The organism is Streptomyces sp. SAI-135, from assembly GCF_029893805.1.
Taxonomy (GTDB): Bacteria; Actinomycetota; Actinomycetes; order Streptomycetales; family Streptomycetaceae; genus Streptomyces.
In genome coordinates, this window is the sequence record NZ_JARXYP010000002.1 from 7,096,412 (window position 1) to 7,119,287 (window position 22,876).

General features: G+C 71.4%; 21 protein-coding genes and 1 pseudogene. 2 read left to right on the top strand and 20 right to left on the bottom strand.

Annotated features, from left to right (window positions below; all coding sequences use genetic code 11):
- Positions 1-20: 20 nt before the first annotated feature.
- Both M2163_RS36510 and M2163_RS36515 read right to left on the bottom strand, forming a co-directional pair.
- Entirely contained in the window at positions 21-788 is a 768-nt protein-coding gene (locus M2163_RS36510) for an SDR family oxidoreductase (protein WP_280848648.1), read from the bottom strand.
- Positions 785-2,020, bottom strand: a complete 1,236-nt coding sequence (locus M2163_RS36515) for a sedoheptulose 7-phosphate cyclase (protein WP_280848647.1) — start codon at positions 2,018-2,020, stop codon at positions 785-787. Before M2163_RS36515 ends, M2163_RS36510 begins: the two co-directional genes overlap by 4 nt.
- Positions 2,021-2,261: 241 nt before the next feature.
- Here M2163_RS36515 and M2163_RS36520 point away from each other — a divergent pair, with 241 nt between their 5' ends.
- Together M2163_RS36520 and M2163_RS36525 are read left to right on the top strand one after the other, a co-directional pair.
- Positions 2,262-2,726, top strand: coding sequence for a hypothetical protein (locus M2163_RS36520; protein WP_280848646.1), 465 nt, complete (start codon positions 2,262-2,264; stop codon positions 2,724-2,726).
- Positions 2,723-3,634, top strand: coding sequence for an NADP-dependent oxidoreductase (locus tag M2163_RS36525; protein ID WP_280896112.1), 912 nt, complete (start codon positions 2,723-2,725; stop codon positions 3,632-3,634). The genes M2163_RS36520 and M2163_RS36525 overlap by 4 nt, the downstream gene beginning before the upstream one ends.
- A 27-nt stretch (positions 3,635-3,661) precedes the next feature.
- Here the strand turns inward: M2163_RS36525 and M2163_RS36530 are convergent, their stop codons facing one another.
- The 18 genes and pseudogenes from M2163_RS36530 to M2163_RS36615 all read right to left on the bottom strand — a co-directional run bounded on the left by M2163_RS36530 (position 3,662) and on the right by M2163_RS36615 (position 22,872).
- Positions 3,662-4,147, bottom strand: coding sequence for a hypothetical protein (locus M2163_RS36530; RefSeq protein WP_280848644.1), 486 nt, complete (start codon positions 4,145-4,147; stop codon positions 3,662-3,664).
- A gap of 226 nt (positions 4,148-4,373) precedes the next feature.
- Positions 4,374-5,108 carry a sirohydrochlorin chelatase gene (locus M2163_RS36535; protein WP_280848643.1) on the bottom strand — a complete coding sequence of 245 codons (735 nt, stop codon included), beginning with the start codon at positions 5,106-5,108 and terminating at the stop codon, positions 4,374-4,376.
- 5 nt (positions 5,109-5,113) lie between these two features.
- The gene (locus M2163_RS36540; RefSeq protein ID WP_280848642.1) at positions 5,114-5,992 is read right to left on the bottom strand and encodes an ABC transporter permease; all 879 of its coding nucleotides are present in this window, start codon (positions 5,990-5,992) and stop codon (positions 5,114-5,116) included.
- Complete coding sequence (locus tag M2163_RS36545) at positions 5,979-6,764, bottom strand: ABC transporter ATP-binding protein (protein WP_280896113.1); 786 nt, start codon at positions 6,762-6,764, stop codon at positions 5,979-5,981. The genes M2163_RS36540 and M2163_RS36545 overlap by 14 nt, the downstream gene beginning before the upstream one ends.
- Positions 6,765-6,797: 33 nt before the next feature.
- Positions 6,798-7,901: an aliphatic sulfonate ABC transporter substrate-binding protein gene (locus M2163_RS36550; RefSeq protein WP_280896114.1), complete on the bottom strand. Its 1,104-nt coding sequence runs from the start codon at positions 7,899-7,901 to the stop codon at positions 6,798-6,800.
- Positions 7,902-8,123: 222 nt separating this feature from the next.
- Positions 8,124-9,452, bottom strand: a complete 1,329-nt coding sequence (locus M2163_RS36555; protein WP_280896115.1) for a GTP-binding protein — start codon at positions 9,450-9,452, stop codon at positions 8,124-8,126.
- Positions 9,453-9,454: 2 nt separating this feature from the next.
- Positions 9,455-10,393 carry a sulfate adenylyltransferase subunit CysD gene (cysD, locus tag M2163_RS36560; protein ID WP_280897370.1) on the bottom strand — a complete coding sequence of 313 codons (939 nt, stop codon included), beginning with the start codon at positions 10,391-10,393 and terminating at the stop codon, positions 9,455-9,457.
- 39 nt (positions 10,394-10,432) lie between these two features.
- A pseudogene (gene cysC / locus M2163_RS36565) lies at positions 10,433-10,954 on the bottom strand (adenylyl-sulfate kinase); the annotation flags it as partial.
- Positions 10,951-11,661 (bottom strand): phosphoadenylyl-sulfate reductase, encoded by a 711-nt coding sequence (locus tag M2163_RS36570; RefSeq protein WP_280896116.1) that lies wholly within the window; start codon positions 11,659-11,661, stop codon positions 10,951-10,953. The gene M2163_RS36570 and the pseudogene cysC, both read right to left, overlap by 4 nt.
- Complete coding sequence (locus M2163_RS36575; protein ID WP_053853126.1) at positions 11,658-11,837, bottom strand: hypothetical protein; 180 nt, start codon at positions 11,835-11,837, stop codon at positions 11,658-11,660. Before M2163_RS36575 ends, M2163_RS36570 begins: the two co-directional genes overlap by 4 nt.
- Complete coding sequence (locus tag M2163_RS36580; protein ID WP_280848636.1) at positions 11,834-13,531, bottom strand: nitrite/sulfite reductase; 1,698 nt, start codon at positions 13,529-13,531, stop codon at positions 11,834-11,836. Before M2163_RS36580 ends, M2163_RS36575 begins: the two co-directional genes overlap by 4 nt.
- Positions 13,532-13,867: 336 nt before the next feature.
- Positions 13,868-14,440, bottom strand: a complete 573-nt coding sequence (locus tag M2163_RS36585) for a GNAT family N-acetyltransferase (protein WP_280848635.1) — start codon at positions 14,438-14,440, stop codon at positions 13,868-13,870.
- Between the two features lie 17 nt (positions 14,441-14,457).
- Positions 14,458-15,753 carry a hypothetical protein gene (locus M2163_RS36590; protein WP_280848634.1) on the bottom strand — a complete coding sequence of 432 codons (1,296 nt, stop codon included), beginning with the start codon at positions 15,751-15,753 and terminating at the stop codon, positions 14,458-14,460.
- Positions 15,754-15,907: 154 nt separating this feature from the next.
- A complete protein-coding gene (locus M2163_RS36595; protein WP_280896117.1) occupies positions 15,908-17,158 on the bottom strand; it encodes a GAF domain-containing protein in 1,251 nt (416 codons plus the stop codon).
- A 285-nt stretch (positions 17,159-17,443) separates the two neighbouring features.
- Positions 17,444-19,078, bottom strand: coding sequence for an acyl-CoA dehydrogenase family protein (locus tag M2163_RS36600; RefSeq protein ID WP_280896118.1), 1,635 nt, complete (start codon positions 19,076-19,078; stop codon positions 17,444-17,446).
- Positions 19,079-19,844: 766 nt separating this feature from the next.
- Positions 19,845-20,828 carry a 2,3-diaminopropionate biosynthesis protein SbnA gene (sbnA, locus tag M2163_RS36605; protein WP_280848631.1) on the bottom strand — a complete coding sequence of 328 codons (984 nt, stop codon included), beginning with the start codon at positions 20,826-20,828 and terminating at the stop codon, positions 19,845-19,847.
- Between the two features lie 29 nt (positions 20,829-20,857).
- The gene (gene sbnB / locus M2163_RS36610) at positions 20,858-21,889 is read right to left on the bottom strand and encodes a 2,3-diaminopropionate biosynthesis protein SbnB (protein WP_280896119.1); all 1,032 of its coding nucleotides are present in this window, start codon (positions 21,887-21,889) and stop codon (positions 20,858-20,860) included.
- Positions 21,886-22,872 (bottom strand): TauD/TfdA family dioxygenase, encoded by a 987-nt coding sequence (locus M2163_RS36615; protein ID WP_280896120.1) that lies wholly within the window; start codon positions 22,870-22,872, stop codon positions 21,886-21,888. The genes sbnB and M2163_RS36615 overlap by 4 nt, the downstream gene beginning before the upstream one ends.
- Between the last annotated feature and the right edge of the window lie 4 nt (positions 22,873-22,876).

Genomic DNA, 22,876 nt, shown 5'->3' on the forward strand with positions numbered 1-22,876 from the left:
GGCAGAGGGGGCGGCCGCGGCTACGCGCGGACGTCCGCGAGGGGACGCGACTGGGAAACGGGCAGATCCTCGGCGACGGACGACCAGGTGGCGTCCTCGTGCACGACGAGCGCCTCGCCCGCGTACGGGACGCCCCGGGTGCGGGCGAGCTCCACGGCCAGCGGCGCGAAGGCGGCCGGTGCCATGTAGCCGCGGTAGTCGAAGTCGGCGGGCCGCCGGGCACGGATGCCCGGGGTGTCGACCATGCCCGCGGGCAGTGTCTGGACGAACGTCACCTCGGCGGGGTCGATCTCCTGCGCGACCGACCGGATCAGGGAGTCGGCGGCGGCCTTGGTGGCGGCGTAACCGGAGCGGTGCGGGCCCGCGTTGTACACGACCTCGGACGACACGTGCAGGAACAGTCCCGGTGCCGCCTCGCGCAGCGCCGGGAGCGTGGCCCGCAGGGTCCGGGCCAGGCCGTGCACGTTGACGGCGAACTGGTCGAGCCAGTCGGCCTCGGTCGTCCGGGTGAACGGATCGCGCCGGGAGGTGAAGTAGACGGCGGAGTAGCAGACCAGATCGACGCGGTCCGGCAGGCCGGAGCGCAGGCTCTCCGCAGCCTGCTCGGTGTCGCGCAGGTCGGTGCGGTGCCACACCAGCCGGTCGCCGTCGGGGCCGGCCGGACGGCTGCGGCTGAAGACGTGCGTCTCGATCCCTTGCGCGGCCCAGGCGTCGGCGATGCCGCGCCCGATCCCGGTCGATCCGCCGACCACGACGGCTGTGGCGGGCGTGCGGTCCGGCGCGCTCATGCGCTCACCAGTTCCTCGTCCGAGGCGGCGGGCGACAGCTCCGCCGCGCGGCCGTGCAGCAGCCGCGCGGCCTCGCGCAGTTCGGCCGGGGTGACGTCGTTGACGAAGCGGTGCCGTCCGATGCCCAGCGGCAAAGGCAGCCGCTGCTGCCCGTCGCGGTGGCGCACGGTGTCCTGCAGCGCGTGTTCGAGCAGCGAGGTGTCGCCCAGCACGTCGTTCCAGAGCGGCAGTCCGAGCGCCCGGATCACCGCGAAGATCCGGTCGGCCTGTGCCTCGCTGACGTCGCCGCGCAGCGTGGACAGCGCGGTGGTGAGGGCCATGTCGATCACGACGGCCTCGCCGTGCAGCAGCTCGGGCAGGGCGTGCATCTCGACGGTCGGGCTGAAGGTGTGGCCGTAGTCCACGCAGCGCTCCAGGGACGACTCCCAGAGGTTGGGCTGCAGTTCCTCCAGCATGAGGTGGATGGACTCGGCGATGATCGCGTCGGCGGCACCGGCGAGGTCGCCGGTGGTGCCCTGGAAGCGGTCGGCGCGCACCGCGGGACCGTGCGACTCCAGGAGGTCGAAGAGCTTCTCGGACCGGATGAGAGCCATCTTCAGGATCTCGGCCAGGCCGTTGCTGATGTGCCTCAGGTCCAGGCTGCGCAGGAACGAGCGGTCCAGGAACGTGACCGTGGCGGGCGCGTAGGTGCCCAGGCGGTTCTTGCCGGTGGAGTAGTTGACTCCGGTCTTCACGCCCACGCCCGCGTCGACGAGGCCGATCAGCGTCGTGGGGATGCGGATGTACGGGGTCCCGCGCCGGTAGATGCTGGCCGCGAAGCCGACGATGTCGGTGAGGACCCCGCCGCCGATCGCCATGACCGGCTCGCGGCGGCGGTCGATCCCGAAGTCGTTCATCGCGTCGACGACCTGGCACACCGCGTCCCACTGCTTCACGGTCTCGTCGGCGCGCAGGGTCAGGACCGTGGCCCTGATGCCGTGGAAGTCGAAGAACTCCCTGATCTGAGCGCCGTAGAGCGCGTCCACGTTCTCGTCGACGACGAGGAGGCGGCGCTCTCCGGAGCGCAGCGGTGCGTCCGGGCAGCCGGTCAGCAGCGTGGTGTTGTCCCGCGCGAAGAGGTGGTCGGAGCTCACGACGTGGTAGCGCGCCTGACGTACGGCCTCGACCGTCCAGGCCGGACTGTCACCCATGGCCAGACGGAGCCCCTGGGCGAGCTGGGTACCGCTGTGCATGTCCCCTCCGAATCTGCAGGCGCCATGTTGGCGTACAGGAGATAGATTTATAGGCGCCGTGTTCAATATAGTAGCAGCACGGCTCGCTGTGTAACGTGCGTGCTAAAGTTCCCGACAACAGGAGAGGCGGCGACATCGTCGGCCCGCAGCGATGCGCCCGGCGCGCCCGTCCCCGGGCTGAGCCGCTCAGCGCCTGGTCACCGCCCCCTTGAGTCGCTGGAACCCTGGGAAGGTCGACCGCATGGCCACGTTGGCAGAACGCCTGAATGCCTGGTTCGCGGATGCCGCAACACCTGACGCCGTGGGACGCCTTCGCGAGCCGACGACGGCCGAGGTCGCCAAGGCGATCTCGGAGGACCCCAGTCACGACGTGACGATCTCCCGGAGCTATCTGACGTCGTTGCGCAACGGCTCGCAGACCAACCCGACGATGAACGTGCTCTCCGCGATCGTGCGCTACTTCCAGTCCCGGGACATGTCCCTGCCGGTTTCGGTGAGCGCGCTCATCTCCGAGCCGGCCCCTCCGGGCGCCCCGGAGAAGAAGGAGGAGCGGACCGAGACACTCGCCGACCGGCAGGTCCGCTCGATCGCCATGCGCGCCGGCAAGCTCAGTCCGGAGCTGCGCGAGCAGCTCCTGTCGATCATGGATGTACTGGACGCGTCACGACAGGCCCCGAAGCCGGCCTCCGAGGAGGAGGACGCATGAGGGCCGTCGGCCTGACCAGGACGGGGGGACCGGAGGTCCTGGAAGTCCTCGACCTTCCGGAGCCGGAAGCCGCCGACGCCCTGGTGATCGAGACCGCCGCTGCCGCCGTCAATCCGGTGGACCTGGCGACCCGTTCCGGCCTGATCCCCACCTCCCTGCCCGCCGTGCTCGGCTGGGACCTCGCGGGCACCGTCGCGCACGCACCCGCCGGCTGCGGCTTCCGCACCGGCGACCGTGTCCTCGCGATGACGGCACAACTGGGCACGGGCGTGGGCAGCATGGCCGAGTACGTCGCCTTCGACCCGGGGTTCGTGGCGCCCGTGCCGGACGGCATGAAGCTCGAAGAGGCCGCGGCGCTGCCGCTGGCGGGCGTGACCGCGACCCAGCTGCTGCGCCGCACCCCGGGCCGCGCCGGACAGCGGATCCTGCTGATCGGCGCCCAGGGCGGCGTCGGCGCGCACCTCGCGGCCCGTCTCCTCGACGAGCCGTCCACGCGCACGGACCTGCTCGTCCGCCCCGCCGACCTGCCCGCGTGGCAGGAGCGGCGGGCCGGGCGGCCGGGCGAGGGCGCGGTGCTCACGGATCCCGCGCAAGTGGAGACCGGGGCCTACGACATCGTGATCGACGCCGGCGGCGTGCCCGCTCTGTTCGACGCCGTGCGGCCCCAGGGCGCCTTCCTCACCATCACCCCGTTCAGCGCCCCTGATCCGGCCGCCCGCCCCGAGGTCGCCTGCACGCTGATCGGAGTGGAGCTGGACCGGGACGACCTGGTGAGTGTCGCCGAGGCCGCGGCCCGCGGCATCGCACCGCGTCAGGAACTCACCGTGCTCCCGTTCGAGGACGCGGCCGAGGCCCACCGCCGCCTGGAGCGCGGCGGCTTCCGCGGCAAGCTCCTCCTGGTGCCCTGAGGCCCGCGGCCCCGGAGCGCACATCTCTCACCTGAGCCCGTCCTCGAAGACGAGGCTGCCGAAGACCGAGGGCCGCCACGGCTCGTCGAGGCCGTAGCGCTGCACCTGCCGGTGCATCGACATCGCCTGGTGCATCAGCGTGGACGCGACGACCTCGGCGTCCCGTTCGTCCCGGTCGGAGTAGCAGGTGCGCAGCAACGGCAGCTCCGGCCGCTCTCCCGCCAGGTCGTAGGCGATGATGTGGCCGATCTCGTGCAGCACGATGTGCGCCTGGTGCGCCTTGGTGGTGTTCGCCTGGTAGACGATGACGTCCTCGTCCGGCCGGGACAGCAGCACGCCGAAGGGGCCGTCGGCCGGCAGCTCCCACTCCAGCAGCGTGATCGGTGTTCCGCGCTGCTCGGCCAGCAGCTCGCACAGCTCGGCGATGCCGAGCGGCAGCGCGGGCGCGAGCCGGTGCAGCAGCCGACGGCTGTGCGCCCGCAGCTCGGCGTCCCGTCGCCGGTCGCCGCTCACGCTCGCCCAACGCCCTCCACGACGCCGCAACGTCTCTCTCAACACCTGTCGTGTCCCCCCGGGTAGACCCACAGCACCTGACAGGCCGTTACTCACAGGACGCGTCATCGAGCCGGAGTCGACCAGCCCTCAAATCTACATTTCCCGAAGCACACCCGCCACGCGCACGGCGAGCCGGTACGGCTGGCCGACGAGGCCGTGGCGGCCGTAGGAAAAGAGCGTCGTCTCACGCGCTGACCGGGAGCAGCACCCGTGCGGAGGCGCTGGCGTACCGCCGCAGCAGCACCCGCGCCACCTCCGGCGCGGGGCCCAGCACGTCGGCCAGGACGTCCGCCTCGGCCGCGCCGCGCGCGATGCGGTCGGGCAGGAAACCGGGGGCGAGGACGTACGGCGCCACGGCCACCCTCGCGCAGCCCAGGGCCCGCAGTTCGCGGACCACGTCCTCGGTGCGGGGCAGGGCCGCGGAGGCGAACGCAGGCCGCACGGCGCACCAACCGGTGTGCCGCCACTCCCGCGCGATGTCAGCGATCACTGCGATCGCCTCCGGGTCGGTGGACCCCGCCGAGGCCAGCACGACCCCGGTCGAGGACTTGTCGGCGGGCGTCAACCCCGCCTCGTACAGTCGTCGTTCGAGGGCCGACAGGAGCAGCGGGGACGGGCCCAGCACCTCCGCCTGCCGGATCCGCAGCTGCGGCGGCGCGTCCCGCAGCACCGCGGGGATGTCCGCCTTCGCGTGGAACGCGCGGGTCAGCAGCAGCGGCAGCGCCACGACGTCACGGACACCTTCAGCCGCCAGGGACTCCAGCACCCCTTGCACGGAAGGGATGTTGAAGTCCAGGAAGCCCGTCTCCACCCGCACGTCGGGACGCAGCGCGCGCACCCGGCGTACCAGGGCGTGCACCGTCGCGGCGTGCCGCGGGTCGCGGCTGCCGTGGGCGATGACGAGGAGGACGGGCTTCATGGGACTCAGCCCTTCACCAGCAGACCGCGGCTGCGCAGCACCCACCGCTCCAGCGGGCTGAAGATCAGCAGGTCGATCGCGATGCCGACGAACAGGATGAGCAGGATCGCCTCGAACACCATGGCCATGTCGCTGTTGGTGCGGCCGTTCTCCAGCAACTGGCCGAGTCCCACGCCGAGATCGGGGAACTGGGCGATGATCTCCGCGGCCATCAGCGAGCGCCAGGAGAACGCCCAGCCCTGCTTCAGGCCCGCCACATAGCCCGGCAGCGCGGCTGGCAGGGTGACGTGCCAGATGCCCTTGACGCCCGTCGCCCCCATGGTGCGCCCGGCCCGCAGGAACAGCGGCGGCACCTGGTCGACACCGGACACCAGACCGTTGGCGATGGAGGGCACCGCGCCGAGCAGGATCACCGCGTACATCATCGAGTTGTTCAGGCCCAGCCAGATCACGGCCGGCGGCACCCACGCCACCGACGGCAGCGACTGGAGCCCGGACAGGATGGGGCCGATGGCCGCCCGGACGAACTTCACCCGGGCCACGATCAGACCCAGCGGGGTACCGATGAGCAGGGCGAAGAAGAAGCCCAGCAGACCGCGCGAGACGCTGGTCCAGATGTAGCCGAGCAGATCGCCCGCCAGCCAGGCGTCCTTGAAGGTGGCACCCACCGCCGACGGCGAGGGCAGCTTGGACGGGTCGTCCACGACCGGGTAGAGCAGGGTCCAGACCACGAGGACCACCGCGAGCGCGATGACCGGCGGCAGGATCTTGTTGACCAGGGTCTCCCGGAGGGACGGGCGGCCGGTGGCCTGGGTCTCCAGCGCGTCGAGGCCGGCCTCTACGCTCCCGGCGTCCTGGGCCGGTGTCGTGTCAGTGCTGGCCATGACGGCGGATCTCCCCACGCAGTTCTTCGGTGATCTCACGGGCCAGTTCGGCCACGGGCGCGTCCTCGATGCGGCGCGGCTGCGGAATGTCGACCGTCCACTCGCGCGCGATCCGGCCGGGACGCGAGGACAGCAGGATCACGCGCTGCGCGAGCCGTACCGCCTCCCGCACGTTGTGCGTGACGAACAGGACGGACAGGCCGGTCTCCGCCCAGATCCGGGTGATCTCGTCGTGCAGCACGTCCCGTGTGATGGCGTCGAGGGCCGCGAACGGCTCGTCCATCAGCAGCAGGTTGCTCTCCTGCGCGAGCGCGCGGGCCAGTGCCACGCGCTGGCGCATACCGCCCGACAGCTCGTGCACGCGCTTGCCGTACGCGCCCTTCAGCCGGACCAGTTCGAGCAGCTCCTCGGCCTTGCCGCGCCGGTCGGGCTTGGGAACTCCCCTGAGCTTCAGGGCGAGTTCGATGTTCTTGCCCGCGGTCAGCCACGGGAAGAGGGCGTGTTCCTGGAACATCAGGGCGGGGTGGCCGTCGGTGGTGATGCCACCCGCGCTGGGCTGGTCAAGCCCCGCCACCAGGTTCAGCAGCGTGGACTTGCCGCAGCCCGAGGCCCCCAGGAGGGTGACGAACTCGCCCGGCGCGACATCGATGCTGACGTCGTCCAGGACGAGCTGCTGTCCGCCCGGTCCCGCGAAGGACTTCGAGACGTGGTCGAGACGCGCGGCGTACTCGACCGTCTCGTCGGCCTTGGCGAGCGTCGTGGTCGTGGCCATGGTCGTCACCTCCTGGGAATCATCGGGACGGGGTCAGCTGGTGCCGAGACCGGCGGCGTCGACCGTGGACTCGCCCTCGGCCTTGAGGACCTTGTTGAGGATCGTGAGGTCGTAGATCCCGTTCAGGTCGGGCTTCTCCAGCAGACCGGCCTTGACCGCGTGCTCCGCCTCGGTGTCGAGGGTGGCGGCCAGCGGGTCGTTGGTGAACTGGATCGACTTCCACGCCGGGTCCAGGACCGCGGGCTTGAGCGCCTTGCCGGAGTCCGCCTCCAGCTGCTTGTTGGCCGCCGCCTTCGCCTCGTCCGGGTTGGCGTTGATCCACTTGTTGGCTTCCACCGACGCCCTCAGGACGGCCTCGACCGCCTTCGGGTGCTCCTTGAGGAAGTCCTGCCGCACGATGATGTTCGTGATCACGAACTTCTTGTCCGGCCACAGCGACGACTCGTCGAGCAGCACCTTCGCGCCCTCGGCGACCAGCTTGGAGGCGGTCGGCTCCGGCACCCAGGCGCCGTCGATGGACCCGGACTTGTAGGCGTCCGGCGTGATCTTGTTGTCGGTGCGGACGACGGTGACGTCACCCTTGCCGCTCTGCGCGTCGACCTTCCAGCCCTGCTCGGAGATCCAGTTGAGGAACGCCACGTCCTGGGTGTTGCCCAGCTGCGGCGTCGCGATCTTCTTGCCCTTGACGTCCTTCAGGGACTTGATCTTGTCCGGGTTGACGACCAGCTTCACACCGCCCGAGGCCGAACCGCCGATGATCTTCAGGCTCTTGCCGCCCGACTTGACGTAGCCGTTGATCGCGGGGGAGGGGCCGATCCAGCCGATGTCGATCGACTTGGAGTTGAGCGCCTCGATCTCGGACGGGCCGGCGTTGAAGGTCGCGTACGAGGCCTTGGTGGCCCCGAGTTCCTTCTGGAAGAAGCCCTTGTCCACCCCGACGAGCGCGGTGCCGTGGGTGAGGTTGCCGAAGTAGCCGATCTTGACGGAGTCGAGTCCGTCGATCTTCTTGGCGCCGGCGGCGACCTTGGCGGTGTCGTCGTCCTTCGCCTCGGAGCCGTAACCGCAGGCGGCGAGCGTGAGAAGCGGGAGCGCGGCCATGACCGCGAGGGAGCGGCGAAGAACTGATGTAGCAGGCACGGGAGGTGTTCCTCTCGGAGGCCCGGCGGTCACGGTCTCTCAGGTCGTGGCCGGGAGGTCGGCAGGTCTGCGTCTACGGCGGTGGGGGGTGAGGGCGCGCAAGCGGTGCGCGTACGTCAGCGCACACATCGCGCCACTCCGCCCTGCCCGCTGCCGAGCGCGCCGCTGCCTACGCGGCCGCCCTCCTTCGCGAACGTGGAGAAGTAGTCGGTGGAGTTCATGTCAGAAGTCCCACCCGTCGTCCTCGGACTCGTCCTTGACGGGCTCCGGGGAAGCGAACGACTCGCCGACCATGCCCGCGGTGAGCGTGGTGCCGTCGTTCGGGTCGATCAGGATGAACGAGCCGGTGCGCCGGGAGTCCGAGTAGGAGTCGACGGGCAGCGGCTCGGCGGTACGGATCTTCACCCGGCCGATGTCGTTGGCGACGAGCTGTCCCGGGTGCGGGTGCAGGGACAGGTCGGCGAGCGTGAGCCGGGACGGGATGTCCTTGACGATCGCCTTGACCGTGCGGGTGCCGTGCTTGAGCAGCACACGGTGGCCCACGGTCAGCGGGGCGTCGGCCACGTGGCAGACGGTCGCCTCGATGTCCTGGGTGGTCGGCGGGGCGTCCTTGCTGGGCACCAGCAGGTCGCCGCGCGAGATGTCGATGTCGTCCTCCAGGAGGACCGTCACCGACTGGGTCGTCCAGGCCACGTCGACCGGCTCACCGAGCAGGTCGATCCCGGCGATCTTCGTGGACCGGCCCGAGGGCAGCACCGTGACCTGCTCGCCGACCCGGAAGGAACCGGCGGCGATCTGACCGGCGTAACCCCGGTAGTCGGGGTGCTCCGCGGTCTGCGGCCGGATCACGTACTGGACGGGAAGCCGGGCGTGGCAGTGGGACAGGTCGTGGGTGACCGGGACCGTCTCCAGGTGCTCCAGGACGGTCGGACCGCCGTACCAGTCCATGTTGGCCGACGGCTCCACCACGTTGTCCCCGGCGAGCGCCGAGATCGGGATCGCGGTGACCTCGGGCACGCCCAGCTCGGTCGCGTACGCCGTGAACTCCTCGGCGATCGCGGCGAACACGGACTCCTGGTAGTCGACGAGGTCCATCTTGTTGACCGCGAGCACCACGTGCGGCACCCGCAGCAGCGCCGCGAGGGCCGCGTGCCGGCGGGTCTGCTCCACGACACCGTTGCGGGCGTCGATCAGGATCACCGTCAGCTCGGCCGTGGAGGCACCCGTCACCATGTTGCGGGTGTACTGCACATGGCCGGGGGTGTCGGCGAGGATGAACCGGCGGCGCGGGGTGGCGAAGTAGCGGTAGGCCACGTCGATGGTGATGCCCTGCTCCCGCTCGGCCCGCAGGCCGTCCGTCAGCAGCGCCAGGTCCGGGCCCTCGGCGCCCCGGCTCGCCGACGCCCGCTCCACGGCCTCCAGCTGATCGGTCAGGATCGACTTGGAGTCGTGCAGCAGCCGGCCCACGAGCGTGGACTTGCCGTCGTCGACCGAACCGGCGGTCGCGAACCGCAGCAGGGTCGTCTCGGTGAGTTCCGTGGTCGTGCTCATGCTTAGAAGTACCCCTCGCGCTTACGGTCTTCCATCGCGGCCTCGGACATCTTGTCGTCGGCGCGGGTGGCGCCCCGCTCGGTCAGCCGGGAGGCGGCGATCTCGGCGATGACCTGCTCCAGCGTCACCGCGTCCGAGTCGACCGCGCCCGTGCAGGACATGTCACCGACGGTCCGGTAGCGCACCAGGCGCTTCTCGACGCTCTCACCGTCCTTCGGGCCGCCCCACTCGCCGGCCGTCAGCCACATGCCGTTGCGCGAGAACACCTCACGCTCGTGCGCGAAGTAGATCTCCGGCAGCTCGATCCCCTCACGGGCGATGTACTGCCAGACGTCCAGCTCGGTCCAGTTGGACAGCGGGAAGACCCGGACGTGCTCACCGGGGGCGTGGCGGCCGTTGTACAGGTTCCACAGCTCGGGGCGCTGGCGGCGCGGGTCCCACTGGGAGAACTCGTCGCGCAGCGAGAACACCCGCTCCTTGGCGCGGGCCTTCTCCTCGTCCCGGCGGCCACCGCCGAAGACCGCGTCGAACCTCTCGGCCTGGATCTTCTCCGTCAGCGGCAGCGTCTGGAGCGGGTTGCGGGTCCCGTCCGGACGCTCCTTGAGCACACCGCGGTCGATGTAGTCCTGTACGGAGGCCACATGCAGGCGCAGCCCATGGGCGGCGACCACACGGTCCCGGTACTCAAGGACCTCGGGGAAATTGTGTCCGGTGTCCACATGCAGCAGCGAGAACGGGATCGCCGCGGGCGCGAACGCCTTGAGCGCCAGATGCAGCATGACGATGGAGTCCTTGCCGCCGGAGAACAGGATCACCGGCCGCTCGAACTCACCCGCCACCTCACGGAAGATGTGCACGGCCTCGGACTCGAGGGCGTCCAGGTGGGACAGGGCGTACGGAGCCTCCGTGCCCTCCGCCACCTTGGCAACGGTCGTCGTCATGCCAGGTCCCCTCTCGGTGAGCAGCGCGTGGACCGCCGCCGCGGACTCGGTCACGGTCTGGTTCTGCGACTCGATCCGCAGATCGGGCGTCTCGGGCTCCTCGTACGGGTCGTCGACCCCGGTCAGCCCGGAGAGTTCACCCGCCGCCTGCTTGGCGTACAGGCCCTTCACATCGCGTACGGAGCACACCTCGACCGGGGTCGCCACATGGATCTCCAGGTACGCGGCGCCACTGTCCTGGTGGCGCTTGCGCACCGCCTCACGGCTGTCGGCGTAGGGCGCGATGACCGGGACCAGCGCCTTGACGCCGTTGCGGGCGAGCAGTTCGGCGAGGAAGCCGATGCGCTGCACGTTGGTGTGCCGGTCCTCGCGGCTGAAGCCGAGGCCCGCGGAGATGAACTCGCGGATCTCGTCGCCGTCGAGCACCTCGACGAGGTGGCCCTCCTCGCGCAGCCGGCCGGCCAGCTCGTACGCGATGGTGGTCTTGCCGGCACTCGGCAGACCCGTGAGCCAGACGGTGGCTCCGGTCGTCACGTGCAACTCCTCGGTAGATGTCGTCATCCGTGCAGCCCGCACTCGGTCTTGGCGCGTCCGGCCCAGCGGCCGGCGCGCGCGTCCTCGCCCTCCAGGACACGGCGGGTGCAGGGGGCGCAGCCGACGGACGCGTAGCCGTCCATCAGCAGGGGGTTGGTGAGCACGCCGTGCTCCTGGACGTACGCGTCCACGTCGTCCTGGGTCCAGCGGGCGATCGGGGAGACCTTGACCTTCTGCCGCTTCTCGTCCCAGCCGACGACCGGGGTGTTCGCCCGGGTCGGGGACTCGTCGCGGCGCAGCCCGGTCGCCCAGGCCACGTAGTCCTTCAGGCCCCGCTCCAGCGGCTCGACCTTACGGAGCCTGCAGCACAGGTCGGGGTCGCGGTCGTGCAGCCTGGGGCCGTACTCGGCATCCTGCTCGGCGACCGTCTGACGCGGGGTCAGCGTGATGACGTTGACGTCCATCACGGCCTCGACGGCGTCCCGGGTGCCGATGGTCTCCTCGAAGTGGTAGCCGGTGTCGAGGAAGACGACGTCCACGCCCTTCATCGCGCGGGACGCGAGATGGGCGACCACCGCGTCCTCCATCGACGAGGTCACGCAGAAACGCCTGCCGAAGGTGTCGACCGCCCACTGGAGGATCTCCAGCGCGGAGGCGTCCTCCAGGTCGCGGCCCGCCTGCTCGGCGAGCGCCTTGAGATCGTCGGTCGTGCGCTCTTCCTGAATCGCGGTCATATCCGGTCTCCCCCTGCGTCGGTGGGCTGAAGGCCACGGGCGAGCAGCCCGAGGAACTTCAACTGGAATGCGCGGTTGCACGCCGCGCATTCCCAGGAGCCGTGGCTCTGCTCGCTGGGACGCAGGTCCTCGTCGCCGCAGTAGGGGCAGTAGAACGGGGCGGCCCGCTCGCTCATGACAGAGCCTCCTCGGAGGCGCGGGAGGCCCAGGCGGCGAAGCGCTCGCCGTCCTCGCGCTCGGCCTGGTACCGCTTCAGGACCCGCTCGACGTAGTCGGGCAGTTCCTCGGAGGTGACCTTCAGACCGCGCACCTTGCGGCCGAACCCGGCCTCCAGTCCGAGCGCGCCGCCCAGGTGCACCTGGTAGCCCTCGACCTGCTCGCCCCGGTCGTTGAGGACGAGCTGGCCCTTGAGACCGATGTCCGCCACCTGGATACGGGCGCAGGCGTTGGGGCAGCCGTTGAGGTTGATGGTGAGCGGCTCGTCGAAGTCGGGGATGCGGCGCTCGAGTTCGTCGATCAGCTGCGAGCCGCGCGCCTTGGTCTCGACGATGGCGAGCTTGCAGTACTCGATGCCGGTGCAGGCCATGGTGCCGCGCCGGAAGGACGAGGGCCTGGCCGTCAGGTCCAGCGCCTCCAGGGCCTCGACGAGCGGCTGGACCTGCGCCTCCTCGACATCGAGGATGATCATCTTCTGTTCGACGGTGGTCCGGATCCGGCCCGAGCCGTGGGCCTCCGCGACCTCGGCGATCTTCGTCAGCGTGGTGCCGTCGACGCGGCCGACGCGCGGGGCGAAACCGACGTAGAAGAGGCCGTCGTTCTGGCGGTGCACGCCGACGTGGTCGCGCCAGCGGCCCGTGGGCTCGGCGGGCGCGGGGCCGTCGACCAGCTTGCGCTTGAGGTAGTCGTCCTCCAGGACCTGGCGGAACTTCTCCGGGCCCCAGTCGGCGACGAGGAACTTCAGACGGGCGCGGTTGCGCAGCCGGCGGTAGCCCCAGTCGCGGAAGATGCCGACCACGCCGGCCCACACCTCGGGCACCTCGGCCAGCGGCACCCAGGCACCGAGCCGCACGCCGAGCTTCGGGTTGGTGGACAGGCCGCCGCCGACCCACAGGTCGAAGCCGGGCCCGTGCTCGGGATGCTCGACACCGACGAACGCGACGTCGTTGATCTCGTGGACCACGTCGAGGAGCGGGGAGCCGGAGATCGCCGTCTTGAACTTGCGGGGCAGGTTGGAGAACTCCTTGCTGCCGATGTACCGCTCGTGGATCTCGTCGATCGCCCAGGAACCGTCGATGATCTCGTCCTCGGCGATGCCGGCGACCGGCGAGCCGATGACGACACGCGGGCAGTCGCCGCAGGCCTCGGTGGTGGAGAGACCGACCGCCTCCAGGCGGTTCCAGATCTCCGGGACGTCCTCGATGCGGATCCAGTGCAGCTGGATGTTCTGCCGGTCGGTGACGTCGGCGCTGCCGCGCGCGAACTCCTCGGAGATCTCGCCGATGACGCGGAGCTGCTGGGTGGTGAGGCGTCCGCCGTCGATCCGCACCCGCAGCATGAAGTACTTGTCGTCCAGCTCCTCCGGCTCCAGGATCGCGGTCTTGCCGCCGTCGATCCCGGGCTTGCGCTGGGTGTACAGGCCCCACCAGCGCATGCGGCCGCGCAGGTCGTTGGGGTCGATCGAGTCGAAGCCGCGCTTCGAGTAGATCGTCTCAATGCGTGTCCGCACGTTGAGACCGTCGTCGTCCTTCTTGAACTGCTCGTTGCCGTTCAGCGGGGTGTGGTGCCCCGCGGCCCACTGACCCTCACCGCGGTGACGGCTCACCTTGCGGCGGGGCGCTGCGGCAGCAGGGTTCTGCGGGGTGGCGGCCATGGTTCTACGTCCTTCGGGACAGGCGGAAAGCGGCTCTTACCTGCGCGTACGGGCGCACGGGAGTACCTGCGCGTCATTGCGCGGAAAGGAGAGAGTGAGAAGTTGTCGGGTGACGCTGCGGCTCGTCAGCGCACCGGACAGATGGCGCTGGACATGCGGCCGAGGTCGACGTGCCGCCGACTCACCAAGGCAATTCCAGTTCCAGACATGACGGAAGCGTGTCACGGCGATCTGGACACAGTCCAGCTTTATCCGCCATGTGGACACCCTTGTCTCGGCAGGCGAGACGAGGGTGTCGTTGGTCACAAAGATCGCGGGACCTCTTGTTCCCGCAGGTCAGGCCGGGTACGCCCCGGGCCAGGGGCCCGGCGCGGGCACCTCCGCCTCCTCCTCGACCTTGGTGTCGAAGAGCTGGAAGCCGCGCCGCTGGTAGTTGGCCATCGCGTGCTCGCCGTCCTTGGAGCAGGTGTGCAGCCAGACCCGCTTGGTGTCCGTCAGCCCCGGCCAGCGGTCGGCGAGGTCCCAGGCGCGGGCGGTGCCGTAGGAGAGGAGGTGGCCGCCGATCCGCCGGCCGCGGAAGGCCGGGATCAGACCGAAGTAGACGATCTCCACGACCCCGTCGTCCTGGGGCTCCAGCTCGACGTAACCGGCGGGCGTGCCGTGGTCGTAGGCCACCCAGGTCTCCACGCCCGGCCGCTCCAGGTGCTCCCGCCACCGTGCGTACGTCCAGGAGAGCCGGTCGGTCCAGCGGATGTCGCCGCCCACGGACGCGTAGAGGAAACGGCTGAACTCGGGGGAGGGGATCTCCGCCCGGTGGATGCGGACGTCACCCTCCGGGGGTTCGGCCGGGAGGAGGTCGGTGGGGGCGGTCTGTTCCAGGGACCAGGTGGTCACGGGGATGTTCGGCATGCCGGTCAGGGAATCATCTATCCCAGAGATCTGTCGATCGAGGCCAGCGGCAGCGCGAACAGCGCCCGGCCCGACTGGGACCACACCTGACCCGTCTGCTCCCAGTACGACAGGGACTCCGACTCCCCGCTCCAGCAGCTGCGGGTCTCGTCGGTGCCGCACCGGGTGGCCTTCGCGGGGCCGGAGGTGTTCTGGCGCCACAGGGTGCCGTGGTCGCCGTCCGTGCCGGCCGCCCGGCCCAGGTACCACTGGGAGTCGTACGACAGGACGGGGCCGGACCCGGCGGCCTTCGTGGCATAGGCCTCGGCCACGCGCGCGTGGCCGCCGCTGTCGGTGGCCAGGAGACCGGAGCGGCCGGGGGCGCCGCTGAAGTCGTAGCGCCACAGGCGGGCGCCCGTGTCGTCCTCGCCGGAGATCCACTCGCTCGCCACCAGGCTGTCCGGTGCGGTGCTGCGGTCCAGGGAGAGGTAGTCGGGGCGGGTGGTGCCCCGATCGTCGGCCAGGCGGTACGAGCCGACGGCCGGCAGGACCCACTGGGCGCCGTGCGCCGACCAGCCGCCGCGGACCCTGCCCACCGCGCCGCTGTCGACGGTGGCCCGCTGCACGCGGTTCATGTCGTAGACGTAGAGCGCGTCGCCGTCCTCGCCGCTCGCGGTGACCAGCAGCTTGTTCTGGTACCAGACCATCCCCGAGACCTGGGAGACGAGTCCGCGGAAGTCGCGTCCGTCGTCGACCGGGACGGCGAGGAGGACCCAGGAGTAGGTGAGCCGGTTCAGGTCGTTGGCGTCGACGAAGGCGACCCGGGCCAGGCCCCCGCCGTCCGCCGGGGTGCCGGTGCGGCTCCACGCGGAGAGGATCACGCGGTTGGCGCCCCACAGGCCGTCGTCGTCGGCGTCCCCGGAGGTGGTGACCGCCCCGGCCCGCCAGTCGCGGGTGTCGGCGGCGTCCCAGCAGTAGGCGGCGGTGGCCGACGGCTCCACGGGCAGGGCCGCGCGCTCGCCGGCCGTGCAGTCGATCGCGTCGCGCAGCGGCCGGTCGGCGGTGTCGAGGACGGCGGAGACCCCGACCGGACGCCCCATCGCGGCGGAGAGCCGGTCGAGGGCGCGCTGCGGGACCAGGGATTCCTTCAGGCGCAGCGGCGCGGTCTCGGCTTTCGAGGTGAGCGGCTTCAGTGTCCCGGGATTGGCGGCGACCGTGGCCTGTGAGGCGCTGATCATGGTGGCGGCGGCGGTCAGCGCGAGGGCGGTCCCGGCCAGGAAGGCGCGCAGCGCTTGGCCCCGCTTGCGCCTGCGGTGTCTGCCACGTTGCTTCATACCGTCCTCCCGAGGCGGGCCAACTGCGCCTGATGATCCGTACGTTGACCGAGGAGCAGGTGGGGTGGCCCGTAGAGGGATGCTACGGCAGTACGGCGCGGCTGGGGACGAAGATGCTGCAATTATGCGGAAGATGCACCATGAGCGAGGGTTTTCACCCGGTCTCGGTGGCGGTGCGGGCCGCGAGCACGGCCGGGGCCGTCGAGTGCGGCAGCAGGTCGACGGGGTCGCCCGGCAGCAGCACCTCCACTTCGGCGTCCTCGCAGAAACGATACGGCCGGTGTTCCAGGAACGCCCCGAGATACCGCCGGACCCGGGACATCTCCGCCCGCACGGTCACCGTGCGGCCCGGATCGCCGAACATGTCCTCGGCCAGCCCCGCCGCACTGCGGCCCGCGCGGTGCAGTGCCAGCAGGTACAGCAACTCCGCGTGCCGGGGACTGAGTTCGTGACTCCACGTGCCCGCCCCGCCGGACACCGTCACCGTCCAGCGGCGCGGGTGGCCGAGGTCCAGCAGGATCCGGGTGGCGCCCCGCGGCTCCGGCTCCTCCGTGGCGCGGACCAACCAGCCGCCCGCCAGCGGTTCCAGGGTGCACAGGCCGAGCGCCGGCAGCCACCGGCGGCCCGGCGAGGGCGACTTGGGCAGCGCGATCCGGTTCAGGTACGGCATTCCGGTCACCGCCGCCGTCCAGCCGTCCCGGTCCACCACCACGGCCCGGCCGGCGAGCCGGGCCAGCACCGGCGCGGCCACCGCCCGCAGCTGCTCCAGGGAGGCGTGGTGCAGCTCACGCAGCCGTGACTCGGCGAGCTTGGCCACCGAGTCGACCCAGGCGAGCGTCGCCGGGTGCATCGTGTCCAGGGGGCCGCTGACGTCGACCACGCCGATCAGCCGGCCGTCGCGCGGGTCCTTGACGGGGGCGCCGGTGCAGGTCCAGGAGGTCTGGGAGCGCACGAAGTGCTCGGAGGCGAAGACCTGGACGGGACGGCGCACCACCACCGGGGTGCCGATGCCGTTCGTGCCGACGACGTTCTCCCGCCAGTCGGCGCCGAGTTCGAAGCCGGTGCCGTCGGCCTTGCGCAGCACGGCCGGGCTGCCCTCCCGCCACAGCACGCGGCCGTCCTCGTCGGCCACCACCATGATGTGGTGGGCGGTGTCCGCGACCGACAGCAGCCCCTCCCTGAGCACCGGCAGTACGTGCCTGAGCTGAGTGCTCTCCCGGCGCCGCTGCACCTCCTCCACGGGCAGCAGACCCGACCGGAAGTCGTGGTCGGGGTCGACGCCGCCGCGCAGCATCCGGCTCCACGACTCCTTGATCACCGGACGCGGGGCGAGCGGTGCGCGCCGGCCGGACAGGGTGGCGGAGCGGATGTCGTTCAGAACCCGGGCCGCACGTGCCGTGTCCATGGTGGCTAGGTGGGTCGCATGCGTCGGCGAGAGCGGCACTGGTCCTCCCCGGTCCCGGGTCCGTTGACTGACCGTCTCATAGTGCCGGTCGCGGCTCGGGGCGGCACACAGTCCAGCCACAGACGCCAGGAAGTTGCAACCCCCTGCAACCCTGGTGGTGCGGTCCCCGCTTGTTTGAAACTTGGGCGAACGCCGTCTCGCAGCGGCGTGTTCCGGCCTCTGAGGGCCGTAACGGGGGTGGTGCCGTGTCGGCGCAGCACCACCCCCGTTCTCATCTCCCCGGGCTCACTCCACGGGACGGGCCCGCTCCACCACCGAGGCCAGGTCCAGGGTCGTGGGCAGCGTGCCGAAGGCCGCACCGCCGTCGCCGCCCAGGCGGGACGCGCAGAACGCGTCGGCGACCTCCGCGGGGGCGTACCGGACGAGCAGGGAGCCCTGCAGGACGAGCGCGAGTCGTTCCGTCAGGCGGCGGGCCCGGCCCTCGATGCCCTCCAGATCGGCCAGTTCGGTCAGGAGGTCCTTGGTCGCGGCGTCCAGGCGGTGGTCGGCGCCCCGGGTCTCGCCGATCTCCAGGAGGTAGGCGTTCAGGGCCTGGGGCTCCCGCCGGAGAACCCGCAGGACGTCCAGTGCCTGGATGTTGCCCGCGCCCTCCCAGACCGAGTTGAGCGGCGACTCGCGGACCAGGCGGGGCAGGCCCGACTCCTCCACGTAGCCGTTGCCGCCCAGGCACTCGGCGGCCTCCACGGTGAGGGGGGTGCAGCGCTTGGTGACCCAGTACTTGGCCGCCGGCACCGCGATCCTGAGCAGGGCCCGCTCCTGCTCGTCACCGGAGTCGTAGGCGGCCGCCAGGCGCAGGGCGAGGGTGGTCGCGGCCTCGGACTCGACGGCGAGGTCGGCGAGGACGTTGCGCATCAGCGGCTTGTCGACGAGCCTGCCGCCGAAGGCCTCGCGGTGCGTGCAGTGGTGGACGGCCTGGGCGACGGCCTGGCGCATCAGGCCCGCCGAGCCGAGGACGCAGTCCAGCCGGGTCGCCGCGACCATCTCGATGATGGTGCTGACCCCACGGCCCTCGTCGCCGACGCGGCGGGCCCAGGTGCGGTCGAACTCGACCTCGGCCGAGGCGTTGGAGCGGTTGCCGAGCTTGTCCTTGAGGCGCTGGAGGAGGAACGTGTTGCGGGTGCCGTCCTCCAGGACGCGCGGCACGAGGAAGCAGGTGAGCCCGCCCGGGGCCTGGGCGAGGACGAGGAAGCCGTCCGACATGGGGGCCGAGCAGAACCACTTGTGACCGGTGAGCTCGAAGGTCTCCCCGTCGGGCAGGGCCCGGGCGGACGTCGTGTTCGCCCGGACGTCGCTGCCGCCCTGCTTCTCCGTCATCCCCATCCCGAACAGCGCCCCCGCCTTCAGGTGGGCGGGCCGCAGCTCGCGGTCGTAGACCATGGACGTCAGCCGCGGCTCCCACTCGCCGGCCAGGTCCGGGTCGGTGCGCAGTACGGGGACGGCGGCGTGGGTCATCGACAGGGGGCAGCAGTTGCCCGCGTCGACCTGCGTCCACAGCAGGAAGGCCGCCGCTCGCCGGACGTGTCCGCCGGGGCGGGCCCAGGCGGCGCTCAGTCCCGCGGAGACGCCCTTGCCGAGCACCCGGTGCCAGGCCGGATGGAACTCGACCTCGTCGACACGGTGGCCGTATCGGTCGTGGGTGCGCAGCCGGGGCGGGTTCTCGTTGGCCTGGAGGCCCCACTCCTGCACCTGCGCCGAGCCACAGGCCCGGCCGAGCGCGCCCAGCTCGCCGTGGACCTCGTCGAGCAGATCCGGGTCGAGGTGCCGCTCGACGGCCTCCTTCAGGGCGCGGTCGGCGCCGTAGACGTCGTAGCCGATCAGAGGTGGGGGCTGGTTGGTCACGGTGTGCGTGGTGCCTGCCATGCCTGCGAAAGTACCCCGGGGCGGGGGGCCGGTCACCTCACGGACACGGGGCGGGTCACCGGGGGCGGGTACCGGCGGCTCGTGGGCGCGGTGACCTGGTGCGGGGCGGGGCCGACCGGCATCCGCGGACCACCGCGTCGGACGCTTGCGGACGGGCGGGCTCGGGGGCGCATCGGCCCGGCCCACGGTCGCCCTGGTCGCCGGTCGCCCCGGGCGCCGGTTGCCCCGGGCGTGCGGGCCGGTTCTGCACGGACGGGGGCTCCTGCCTCCGTGCGCGGGGCGCGGGCTCGGGCCGGTGGGCCGTCGCCTGCGTTTGCGGGGCGGCTGTGAGGGCGGCCCGGTCGGTACACGGTGTCGAGGCAGTGCTTGCCGTTGTCGGGAGCGAGTGCAGCGGCGGTGAGGCTGTGGCGCCGCTGGGGCATGGCGACTGCGGGGTGGGTGGGCTCAGGGCAGGTAGGCATCGTCTGCGTGGGCTGGTGGAGTGGGTGGGTTCGGGGGGCGGGGTGAGTGCGACCGTGGTGCCGCAGGGGCTCGGTGTCCGCCGGGTTGGTGGGTTCGGGCCAGTTGGACCGTTGCCCGTCTCGGTCGGTGGAGTGGGGGGCGGGCTCCCGCGGCCTTCCTGCGCCTGTCGGTGGGCGCAGGGGGTGTGGGTTCGGGTCAGTTGGGCCGTCGCCCGTCTCGGTCGGTGGAGTGGGGGGCTCCCGTGTGTGGGGGGGGCGGGCTCCCGCGGTCTCCCTGCGCCCGTCGGGGGGCGCAGGGTGTGGGCTCAGGCCAGGTGGGCCATCGCCTCCGGCGTGCGGTGGGCCGGGTCCGGCTCGGGCAGGGCGTGCGGCCAGCCGGGGCGGTACACCGTGTCGAGGTAGCGCTCGCCGAGGTCCGGGGCGATCGCGACCGCGGTGAGGCCGCGGCGAGCGTGGGCGGACAGCCACTGGTGGGCGCCGCCGACGACCGTGCCGGTGGAGCCGCCGAACAGGAAGCCCCGGGCCGCCAGCCGGCGGCAGACCTGGAGGGTGTCCGGTTCCTCGACGAGGACCACGTCGTCGATGTACGACCTGTCGAGCAGCTGCGGCGGCACGCTCGTGCCGAGACCCGGGATCAGACGGACTCCGGGCGGGCCGCCGAAGGTGACCGAGCCGACGCTGTCGACGGCGACGATCCGCACCGGCCGCCGCCACTGCCAGAACCAGCGGGCGCAGCCCATCAGCGTGCCGGTGGTGCCGGCCCCGACGAACAGCACGTCCAGGTCCGGGAAGCGCCGCGCGATCTCCGGCGCCGTGGTGCGGTAGTGCGCCCGCCAGTTGCCCTGGTTGCTGTACTGGTTGAGCCACACGTACCGCTCGTCCGAGGCGCACAGCGCCCGCACGTACGCGAGCCGGGCGCCCAGGTAGCCGTCGTGCAGGTCCGGCTCCCTGACCACGTGCACCCGGGTGCCGAGCGACTCCATCAGGCGGATCGTCGCCAGGTTGCACCGTGAGTCGGTCACGCACAGGAACCGGTAGCCCCGGCTCGCGGCGATCATGCTCAGGGCCACCCCGAGGTTCCCCGACGACGACTCGACCAGGACCGACCCGGGCCGCAGGGTGCCGTCGCGCTCGGCGGCGTCCACCATCTCCCGGGCGGCCTTCAGCTTGATGGACCCGGCGAAGTTGAAGCCCTCGCACTTCAGGAACAGCGGAAGCTCCAGCGCCGCCCGCAGGTCGACGTAGAGGTCTGACTCGTTGAACTCCGAAGGATCGGATATGACGGGCATGACGCCCCCCTCCTCATGCGCACAGATCGTCAGCCGTACCGGCGCAGCTCGTTGAAGAACCCGTCGACGACGTGCAGTTCGCCGCGCCGGGCCAGTTCGTCGTGGACGTACCGGCCGACGGCGAGGTCGAGCACCCCCAGGCCGAAGGGGGAGAACACCACCGTCCGGTCCGTCGGGACGGTCACCCGTCCGGTCAGCACGTCGTCGAGCGTGCCGTCGATGAAGTCCCGGCTCCCCGTGAGCCGTTCGGCCAGGTGCGGGGAGGTCTCGGCCTTGAGGCAGTGCTCGACGTCGTCGACGAAGTTGGCCGACGCGAGCAGGATCTCCGGGGCGAGATCGCGCAGGGACACATGCAGGACCAGGGGGTGATGGCCGAACCACGACGGATCGTGGACGTGCGGTGTGCCGGCGACCGTGGCGAAGACGACCAGGTCGCTGGAGCGGATCAGGGATTCGGCCGAGTCGTGCACGGCCACCTTCCCGGACGCCCCGGACCGCTCCAGATAGCCGCGGAACCCGGCGGCGCTCTCGGCGGACAGATCGTGCACGCCGGTCTCCTCGAACTCCCAGCCGGTGGCCGTGAGATGGGTGTGGATGTAGCGGGCGATCAGACCGGTGCCGATGAAGCCCACCCGGGCCGGGCGGGTCCGGCCCGCGCTGAGCCTCCCGGCCGCCAGCGCCGCCGACGACGCGGTGCGTGTGGCGCTGATGACGGAACTCTCCAGGCACGCGAACGGATAGCCGGTGTCCGGGTCGTTGAGGATCAGCACCGCCGAAGCGCGCGGCAGCCCGGACCTGGTGTTCTCCGGGAAGCTGGAGATCCACTTCAGGCCGTCCACCCGCAGCGGTCCGCCCAGTGAGGCGGGCAGCGCGATGATCCGGGACGACGGACGGTCCGGGAACCTCAGGAAGTACGACGGCGGGTTCACCGAGTCACCCGCGCCGTGCAGCCGGTACACGGCCTCGACGAGGTCCGCGATCTCCCGTTCCCTCCCGTGCAGGGCCCGTTGCACCTGTGCGCCGGTGACCAGCGCGAAGGACGGGGCGTCGACGCTGCTCATGCGCCGCTCACCTCGCCGTCGGCGCGCAGCACCGGGTCGCCGAGCGCGGCCAGCACCTCGCGCGGCCCCTCGAAGGGCTCACGGCTGTGCGCGGTACGGATGTTGTCGACGAGCAGGAGGTCGCCGTCCTGCCACGGCTCGCGCACGGTGTGGGCGTCGTACACCTCGTTGATGGTGCGCACGACGTCCGCGCCGATCGGATCGCCGTCGCCGAAGCGGGTGTTGAAGGGCAGCCCGTCGGCGCCGTACATGTCCACCAGGTACTCGTGCACCTCGGGCTCCATGGTCCACTCGTTGAGGAACGCGATCTGGTTGAACCAGCAGGGCAGCCCGGAGGACGGGTGCCGCAGGACCGCGCCGCGCCGCTGCCGGGTGTGCAGGGAGCCGTCGTCCTGCCAGGCGAACTCGATGGCGTGCCGGCGGCAGTAGCGTTCGACGGCCGTGCGGTCGTCCGTGCCGAAGGCCTCCTCGACGGACGCGCCGATCTCGTCGTGGTACGCCCGGGTCAGCAGCCAGCCCTCCCGTTCGAAGCGGGCGACCAGGTCGCCGGGCAGGGCCCGCAGCACCGCCGAGGCGTCGGCGAGCGCGGTCGCGCCCCCGGTGCCGGGCGCCTCCAGACAGGCGAACAGCAGCAGGCCCGGGAACCGAAGGCCGTAGCTGACCTCGTGGTGCATGCACATCTGCTGGTTCGGCGGCCACTTGGTGGACGAGTAGACGCCGTCCGCGTAGCGGCGCCGGGGCGCGAAGGGCTCACGGTCGGGCATCAGGCCGTCGGTCAGCCGCCGGAAGACCGCCTCGCTCTCCCCGGGCTCGGCGAGGCCGAGGCCGCGCACCAGGACGCAGCCGTGGTCGTGGACGAGGGCGCGCAGCGGCTCGCGGTGCTCCGCGGCCCAACTCGCCGCATCACCATCGGACTTGGCGTGCAGGACCGGAGGGGCGCCCGGGGCCGGGTCCAGGTACGGGAGCAGACTCGTGGATGACATCTCG

Coding starts and splice junctions, on each gene's coding strand:
- M2163_RS36510 (WP_280848648.1), bottom strand. CDS start 788: ATGAGCGCGCCGGACCGCACGCCCGCCACAGCCGTCGTGGTCGGCGGA.
- M2163_RS36515 (WP_280848647.1), bottom strand. CDS start 2,020: ATGCACAGCGGTACCCAGCTCGCCCAGGGGCTCCGTCTGGCCATGGGT.
- M2163_RS36520 (WP_280848646.1), top strand. CDS start 2,262: ATGGCCACGTTGGCAGAACGCCTGAATGCCTGGTTCGCGGATGCCGCA.
- M2163_RS36525 (WP_280896112.1), top strand. CDS start 2,723: ATGAGGGCCGTCGGCCTGACCAGGACGGGGGGACCGGAGGTCCTGGAA.
- M2163_RS36535 (WP_280848643.1), bottom strand. CDS start 5,108: ATGAAGCCCGTCCTCCTCGTCATCGCCCACGGCAGCCGCGACCCGCGG.
- M2163_RS36540 (WP_280848642.1), bottom strand. CDS start 5,992: ATGGCCAGCACTGACACGACACCGGCCCAGGACGCCGGGAGCGTAGAG.
- M2163_RS36545 (WP_280896113.1), bottom strand. CDS start 6,764: ATGGCCACGACCACGACGCTCGCCAAGGCCGACGAGACGGTCGAGTAC.
- M2163_RS36555 (WP_280896115.1), bottom strand. CDS start 9,452: ATGAGCACGACCACGGAACTCACCGAGACGACCCTGCTGCGGTTCGCG.
- cysD (WP_280897370.1), bottom strand. CDS start 10,393: ATGACGACGACCGTTGCCAAGGTGGCGGAGGGCACGGAGGCTCCGTAC.
- M2163_RS36570 (WP_280896116.1), bottom strand. CDS start 11,661: ATGACCGCGATTCAGGAAGAGCGCACGACCGACGATCTCAAGGCGCTC.
- M2163_RS36575 (WP_053853126.1), bottom strand. CDS start 11,837: ATGAGCGAGCGGGCCGCCCCGTTCTACTGCCCCTACTGCGGCGACGAG.
- M2163_RS36580 (WP_280848636.1), bottom strand. CDS start 13,531: ATGGCCGCCACCCCGCAGAACCCTGCTGCCGCAGCGCCCCGCCGCAAG.
- M2163_RS36585 (WP_280848635.1), bottom strand. CDS start 14,440: ATGCCGAACATCCCCGTGACCACCTGGTCCCTGGAACAGACCGCCCCC.
- M2163_RS36590 (WP_280848634.1), bottom strand. CDS start 15,753: ATGAAGCAACGTGGCAGACACCGCAGGCGCAAGCGGGGCCAAGCGCTG.
- M2163_RS36595 (WP_280896117.1), bottom strand. CDS start 17,158: ATGGACACGGCACGTGCGGCCCGGGTTCTGAACGACATCCGCTCCGCC.
- M2163_RS36600 (WP_280896118.1), bottom strand. CDS start 19,078: ATGGCAGGCACCACGCACACCGTGACCAACCAGCCCCCACCTCTGATC.
- sbnA (WP_280848631.1), bottom strand. CDS start 20,828: ATGCCCGTCATATCCGATCCTTCGGAGTTCAACGAGTCAGACCTCTAC.
- sbnB (WP_280896119.1), bottom strand. CDS start 21,889: ATGAGCAGCGTCGACGCCCCGTCCTTCGCGCTGGTCACCGGCGCACAG.
- M2163_RS36615 (WP_280896120.1), bottom strand. CDS start 22,872: ATGTCATCCACGAGTCTGCTCCCGTACCTGGACCCGGCCCCGGGCGCC.